We start from the raw sequence: 6,314 nt of genomic DNA on the forward strand, positions 1-6,314 counted from the left end.
TTAATAAAAATTGTAGCCGTATGATTTCAGAAAAATTAAAAAAAGGACACCTGCTTATTGCCGAGCCTTCTATAATTGGAGATTTATCTTTTAATAGATCGGTAATTTTATTAGCAGACCATAACAAAGAAGGTTCAATAGGTTTCATCATTAATAAGCCTTTAAAGTATACTATTAATGACCTGATACCTGAAATTGAAGCCAGTTTCAAAATATATAACGGAGGCCCTGTTGAACAGGACAACCTTTATTTTATTCACAATATACCAGAGTTGATACCAAATAGTGTTGAGATTTCGAACGGGATTTATTGGGGAGGTGATTTTGAATCGACTAAAGACTTAATAAACGACGGATCTATTGGTAAAAACAATATTCGTTTTTTCTTAGGTTATACCGGTTGGGACGAAAATCAGCTTGAGAACGAAATGCAAGGAAACTCCTGGATCATTACCGATAATAGTTATAAGAACAAAATTATTGGAAAATCGACCACCCATTTTTGGAAAGAGCAAATAATTGAGCTCGGCGGAGATTATGTTATATGGTCGAATGCACCTGAAAATCCATATCTGAATTAATTTTCAGAAATGGATTCATTTAGTTTTTGCACTAATAAATGAGCCAGATCGCTTGTAAACTCCTTTTTTCGATACTTAGTTATCGGTTGTATCCCTGTGATTACATTTGTCAGAAATAATTCGTCAGCTTTTTGTAAATCAAATGGCGAAATTATTTCTTCAAGTACTTCTATGCCTTCTAGTTTTTTAGCAAGAGCTAATACTTGCTTGCGCATAATACCATTAAGGCAACCCTCAGAAATTGGTGGCGTAATTAGCTTTTTACCCACAACCATAAATAAGTTACCTTGTAATGCTTCTACAACATTTTTAGTATCATTTACTAAAATGCAATTAGCAAGACCATTTTCGTGAGCAAAAATGCTTCCGGTAACGTTTATCATTTTATTAGTTGTTTTAATACATGATAATAACTGTTTGGTCACATAGAAGTCTTTATACAAATCGACTTCATATTCATTTGTATTTATAGCATAAGCAGTATTCTCAAGTGAGGTTGCATGAATTAAATAAGATACTTCATTGGTTTTTGGCAAATACAAACCTCCATCGTTTCTAAAAACAGTGATTCGGGCTCTTGCTGATGCTGATATACCTTTTTGATTCACTAGTTTTAAAACTTGCTCTTCAAAGTATTCCATTGTAAAGTTCATGGGTATTTCCATTCTCACGACACGCATCGAAGCCATTAACCTAAAATAATGATCTTCAAGAAACAAGATTTTATTATTGACTATTTTTAGCGTTTCAAAAACTCCGTCTCCGTACAAAAAAGCACGATTTTGAGTTAATACATTATCGTCTTGCGCTGCTATGTTTCCGTTAAAATTGATCATAAAAAAACCCTGAATTTTGTTCAGGGCAAATATAAGGTATAAAATAGAATTTTACTAAACAGATCCTATAAGATGTTTCAAGTCTGAGATCTGATTCTCCCACAATTGTTTAGCCTCTCCTACTTCTTCTTTTTCTGCGAAGTCAACTACCATTAACGACACATCTTTTGTCAATTCATCGACTAAGATATGCAGTTCGAAAAAATATTCTGTATCCTTACTACTTTCGTCTACCCATTTAAACTTTACTTTCTCTCCAGTTTTTTTAGAAGCCAAACGCGCTTTTTCCTGAGAGTCATTCCAGATAAAAGTAAAGAATTCACCTCTTGAATTTACATTGTCTGCAAACCACTCTGACAAACCTGATGGTGTCGATATATATTGATATAATAATTGCGGCGAAGAATTTATGGGAAACTCGATTTCGTAACGTATTTTTGAATCCATGTGCTACTTTTAATTTTTTTGGAAATATAAGAATATATGTCCAAAAACAATGCATTTTTAAAAATATTTTTTTTTCTTCATTTTATTCTTGGAAGCTTTAATAATATTTCTATCTTTGCACCCGCAATGAGGAACACGGTTCACTTGCAATCTTGGCGAGGTAGCTCAGTTGGTTAGAGCGCAGGATTCATAACCCTGAGGTCACGGGTTCAACTCCCGTCCTCGCTACAAAAAACAAACCCCTAATCATCAATTGATTAGGGGTTTTTTATTGAGAATAATTACTCATTGTCTAAAAAATTACAGTTAAGAACTTTAAATAATTAAGTTGTAACTCTAAATAATTAAATATCTTTAATACTTATTAAAGCATCTAATAAGTTTCATATTCAAAAAAGCAAAAAAGTTAACACCTTATCAATATGGATATAGTCAAATTTAAAATCACATCAAAAACGATAAAAGTAGAAGTACGAAATTCGAATAACTATGTTTTTAATTTTAATACTGCTTTAGATATCCAAAAAGAAGACAGAGATGTTTTATTAAAACTGTACAATGCATTAGATATTCTTTTTAAGAAAGAAACTCCAAGTGAAGTAAAAAATTATATTTCGCCTAATCAAACTAATATACTGGATCAGATTTCTGCTGTTGATGGTTTAGAAGAGGAGAAACTTTAAAATTTCAAAATGTATTTTACAATACAGAAATGTGTTTTACCAAACCAGAAAATTTTAAAGAATTTTGAATATCTTTGAGCTATGAGCACAGTAACAAAACAAAATCATATAGGGCGCAAAATTAGCCGTATTCGTGAACTAAAAGACATGAAGCAAGAAGCTTTGGCACAAGCTTTAGGAATATCTCAACAAAGTGTATCTGCAATAGAAAACAGCGAAACCATAGAAGATGAAAGACTTGAAGAAGTTGCAAAAGCCCTTGGTGTAACTGTAGAAGCAATTAAAAATTTCTCTGAAGAAGGAATGATTAATTATTTCAACACATTTAATGACAGCACTTTAAGCGGTGTTATTGTTAATACTGGAACTAATACTAATTCTAATTGTACATTCAATCCATTAGATAAATTAATGGAATCTGTAGAAGAAAACAAAAAACTTTACGAGCGTTTACTGCAAAGTGAAAAAGATAAAATTGAATATTTAGAGAAATTATTACAAGCAAAATAACTTTCTATAAAAGATATTAAACAACAAAAGAGACTTTCGAGTCTCTTTTATTATTTTAGAACATTTTTACTATAAAATCTTATTTATAATTAAACGAGTTGTAATTAAGAATCTATTCGCTAATATCGTAGCGCATTGTAGTAAGCAGTTTTTTAAAACCGGCTTTTTCGTATGCTTTGACTGCTGCTTCATTTTCATCATATACCTGAAGTCTCACTTCTGTGATTCCCTGAGATAGAATCCATTTCTGGAGAGCATTAAGTAATAAACCGCTAATTCCTTTTCCTCTAAATTCTGAACTTACAAACATAAAACCCAGATATCCAAATGATTCATGTTTTTCGAATGGTTTTCCAGGTCGAATTTGCGCGTAACCGCTTCCTATAATTTCATTATCATATTCAACAACCATAATTTCTGTTGCAGGATCTGTAATAAGCCCTTCTATATCATAATAGAATATTTCGCCGTCTTTTAATGTTGGATCAAAAGGGCGTTCTGCTTCAACGAGAATCTGCAAAAATTTGGCAAGAATGGGCAAATCAGCTTTTGTCGCTGTTCTGATACTACTATTTTTAAGATCTATATTCATATTTCAAATTTATTAAAATACTTTTATTTAAGAAAATTCATTTTCAGCTTTTGCAAAGGCTCTTTAAATTGTTTAATGAATTAGTTTTATATTAGCAAAGACAATAGCCTATCAATTAAATCTCTTAAAAAAAGACTTATAATGACAAATCAATTCGAAGATACAATCAAAAAAGTCTATACTGCTTTTAACGAAAGAAATATTGACAATGCATTATCGACAATGCAGGAAGATGTGCAATGGTCAAAAGCCTGGGAAGGCGGTTACATAAGCGGACATAATGAAATCAAGGAATATTGGACAAGACAATGGACAGAAATAAATCCAAAAGTTGAACCTGTTGGTTTTACCCAAAGAGACAATGGAAGCCTGGAAGTCAAGGTGCATCAAAACGTAAAAGATCTACAAGGTAATTTGATGTTTGACGGATTTGTAAAACATATTTATACTTTTCAGGACGGATTAATTAAAACTATGGATATTGAACTGGTAGAAAATAATTAATTTTGCATTTAATAATTCGTTTTCCGCTTTATAAAATATAAGAGCAGAAAAGCAAATACCTCATCAGAAAAAATAAAATCATGTCAATAAAGCAAGAATCAGAATTAAAAGGAATGCAAAAAGCAAGTGAAGCAGTTGCTTATACGCTCAAAGAAATGAGAAATTTTGCCAAACCTGGTATGACGACAAAGGAATTAGATGATTATGGCGGAAAAATCCTGAATGATTTAGGCGCAAAATCAGCTCCATATCTTACTTACGGTTTTCCGGGATGGACTTGCATTAGCGTAAACAATGAGTTTTGTCACGGTATTCCGTCTGATAAAAGAATACTTGAAGAAGGTGATTTAATCAACATTGATGTTTCGGCAGAGCTTGATGGTTTTTGGTCAGACAACGGAGGTTCATTTGTTATTGGCGAAGATAAAAATGGACACCAGAAACTTGTAGACGCATCAAAAGATATTTTACAAAAAGCAATAGAGAATATAAAAGGTGGTGTAAAAATTTCTGAGATCGGATATCTTATAGAAACCGAAGCTAAAAAGAGAGGTTACAAAGTCATAAAAAATTTAGGAGGTCACGGTATTGGCAGAAGCTTACATGAACAACCTGATGAATTACTGAACTATAAAAATCGATTTGATCAAAGACGTTTCAAAAAAGATTCTGTCGTAGCGATTGAAACTTTTATCTCGACATCATCATCTCTTGCTGTAGAACTTAAAGATGGCTGGACGATGGTAGGAAACAAAGGCGGACATATGGCACAACATGAACATACTATCGTGGTTACAAACGGCAAACCTATCATTTTGACAGAAATGAACGGAATCTGGAATTAAATTTAAGAACAGAAACTAAATATATCATAAAGAGGCTACACGGCCTCTTTCTTTTTTTTTACTACTGACATACTGCTGTCATTACATCACTTTACTTTTGTAGTATAGAATGACAGAGGTCATCTTAAAACCTAAAAAAACAAAAGTATTATGATTGGTCAATTAGCAAATTTAAACTGGATTAGTGTTATCGTCGCATTTTTTGCTTATTTCTTTGTAGGCGCACTCTGGTTTACATTATTATTTAAAAAACAATATGCCATTTCTTTAGGGAAAGAAAATAATTTGCCATCAAAACCGGCACCCATTTTTATCATTGGCCCTGCTATTTGTTCACTTATAATTACTATTGCCAGCGCGATCTTAATTTATGCTTTAGGGATTGATTCCTATTCCGGAGCCATAGAATTTGCGTTAGTTATTGGGATAGGATATCTGGTTGCAAATACACTTAATATCGCCATTAATCCCAATATGCCAAACCCACTTCATTATGCTGCTATAAGCGGCTTATATCATTTAACAGGTATTTGTATTGTTAGCATTATTTTGATTGCAATGAAATAATGACAATAAACGAAATGAATTTGTTTTGTTTGAAAAACTATTTATAGAATTCCAAAACAGATAAACAAAAAAAGAGACTTAAAATAGACTGCACCCAAAAGTTTAGACAAATTAATAATTAAGTTTTATAATAATGAGCTCGATATTGTATCGGGCTCATTCCTTTTAGATTAAGTTTAATTCTGTCATTATTATAATAATTTATATACTCAATAATCTCTTGTTTCAATTGATTAATGGAAGTGTATTTTTTAAGATAAAACAACTCTGATTTTAATATTCCAAAGAAGTTTTCAATTATCGCATTATCAAGACAATTACCTTTTCTGGACATGCTCTGCATAATTCCTTTTTTCTTTAATAAATACTGATATTGTGCCATTTGATACTGCCATCCTTGGTCAGAATGCAGAGTCAGATTAGTGTTATCGGGTATTTTTTTAAATGCTTTTTCAAGCATATTTAAAACTTGACTAAACACTGGTCTTTGCGATAATTCATAGCTAATTATCTCTCCATTAAACAGATCGATTATCGACGATAGATACAATTTATTGCCAGAAATATTAAATTCAGTCACATCGGTTGCCCATTTCTGGTTAGGTATATCGGCCTTAAAATTGCGCTGTAGCAGGTTAGGAGCTATCTTTCCGTGCTCTCCTTTATACGATCTGTACTTCTTGATTCTGATTAAACTTTTTAATCCTAAAAATTTCATCAATCGAAGTACTGTTTTGTGATTAATTAAA

Annotated in this window: 10 protein-coding genes and 1 tRNA gene; 7 read left to right on the top strand and 4 right to left on the bottom strand. The window is 31.8% G+C overall.

Annotation, left to right across the window (positions count from 1 at the left end; translation table 11 throughout):
• The first annotated feature begins 20 nt into the window (after nt 1-20).
• Nucleotides 21-581 (top strand): YqgE/AlgH family protein, encoded by a 561-nt coding sequence (locus RC62_RS01530; protein ID WP_055091943.1) that lies wholly within the window; start codon nt 21-23, stop codon nt 579-581.
• Here the strand turns inward: RC62_RS01530 and RC62_RS01535 are convergent.
• Together RC62_RS01535 and RC62_RS01540 are read right to left on the bottom strand one after the other, a co-directional pair.
• On the bottom strand, nt 578-1,417 hold the full coding sequence (locus RC62_RS01535) for an aminotransferase class IV (protein WP_055091913.1): 840 nt from the start codon (nt 1,415-1,417) through the stop codon (nt 578-580). The two genes, RC62_RS01530 and RC62_RS01535, sit on opposite strands and share 4 nt — an antisense overlap.
• Nucleotides 1,418-1,471: 54 nt before the next feature.
• The gene (locus RC62_RS01540) at nt 1,472-1,864 is read right to left on the bottom strand and encodes an START-like domain-containing protein (RefSeq protein ID WP_026727620.1); all 393 of its coding nucleotides are present in this window, start codon (nt 1,862-1,864) and stop codon (nt 1,472-1,474) included.
• 154 nt (nt 1,865-2,018) lie between these two features.
• Here RC62_RS01540 and RC62_RS01545 point away from each other — a divergent pair.
• The 3 genes from RC62_RS01545 (at nt 2,019) to RC62_RS01555 (ending at nt 3,057) form a co-directional block, all read left to right on the top strand.
• Nucleotides 2,019-2,092 (top strand) — tRNA-Met (locus tag RC62_RS01545).
• A gap of 194 nt (nt 2,093-2,286) precedes the next feature.
• Nucleotides 2,287-2,547 (top strand): hypothetical protein, encoded by a 261-nt coding sequence (locus RC62_RS01550; RefSeq protein WP_055091915.1) that lies wholly within the window; start codon nt 2,287-2,289, stop codon nt 2,545-2,547.
• Between the two features lie 81 nt (nt 2,548-2,628).
• A complete protein-coding gene (locus RC62_RS01555; RefSeq protein ID WP_055091917.1) occupies nt 2,629-3,057 on the top strand; it encodes a helix-turn-helix domain-containing protein in 429 nt (142 codons plus the stop codon).
• Between the two features lie 112 nt (nt 3,058-3,169).
• Here RC62_RS01555 and RC62_RS01560 read toward each other — a convergent pair whose 3' ends face one another.
• Nucleotides 3,170-3,649, bottom strand: a complete 480-nt coding sequence (locus RC62_RS01560; protein ID WP_055091919.1) for a GNAT family N-acetyltransferase — start codon at nt 3,647-3,649, stop codon at nt 3,170-3,172.
• Between the two features lie 141 nt (nt 3,650-3,790).
• Between RC62_RS01560 and RC62_RS01565 the strand changes: the two genes are divergently transcribed.
• The 3 genes from RC62_RS01565 to RC62_RS01575 all read left to right on the top strand — a co-directional run bounded on the left by RC62_RS01565 (nt 3,791) and on the right by RC62_RS01575 (nt 5,565).
• Nucleotides 3,791-4,153 carry a nuclear transport factor 2 family protein gene (locus RC62_RS01565; RefSeq protein WP_055091921.1) on the top strand — a complete coding sequence of 121 codons (363 nt, stop codon included), beginning with the start codon at nt 3,791-3,793 and terminating at the stop codon, nt 4,151-4,153.
• 80 nt (nt 4,154-4,233) lie between these two features.
• Complete coding sequence (gene map / locus RC62_RS01570) at nt 4,234-4,998, top strand: type I methionyl aminopeptidase (RefSeq protein WP_055091923.1); 765 nt, start codon at nt 4,234-4,236, stop codon at nt 4,996-4,998.
• 150 nt (nt 4,999-5,148) lie between these two features.
• On the top strand, nt 5,149-5,565 hold the full coding sequence (locus RC62_RS01575; RefSeq protein WP_055091925.1) for a DUF1761 domain-containing protein: 417 nt from the start codon (nt 5,149-5,151) through the stop codon (nt 5,563-5,565).
• A gap of 118 nt (nt 5,566-5,683) precedes the next feature.
• Here RC62_RS01575 and RC62_RS01580 read toward each other — a convergent pair.
• Nucleotides 5,684-6,314, bottom strand: a 631-nt coding sequence (locus tag RC62_RS01580) for an IS3 family transposase (protein ID WP_055091946.1), incomplete at its 5' end; no start/stop codon positions are given.

This window comes from Flavobacterium aquidurense, from assembly GCF_001404985.1.
Classification (GTDB): Bacteria; Bacteroidota; Bacteroidia; order Flavobacteriales; family Flavobacteriaceae; genus Flavobacterium; species Flavobacterium aquidurense_B.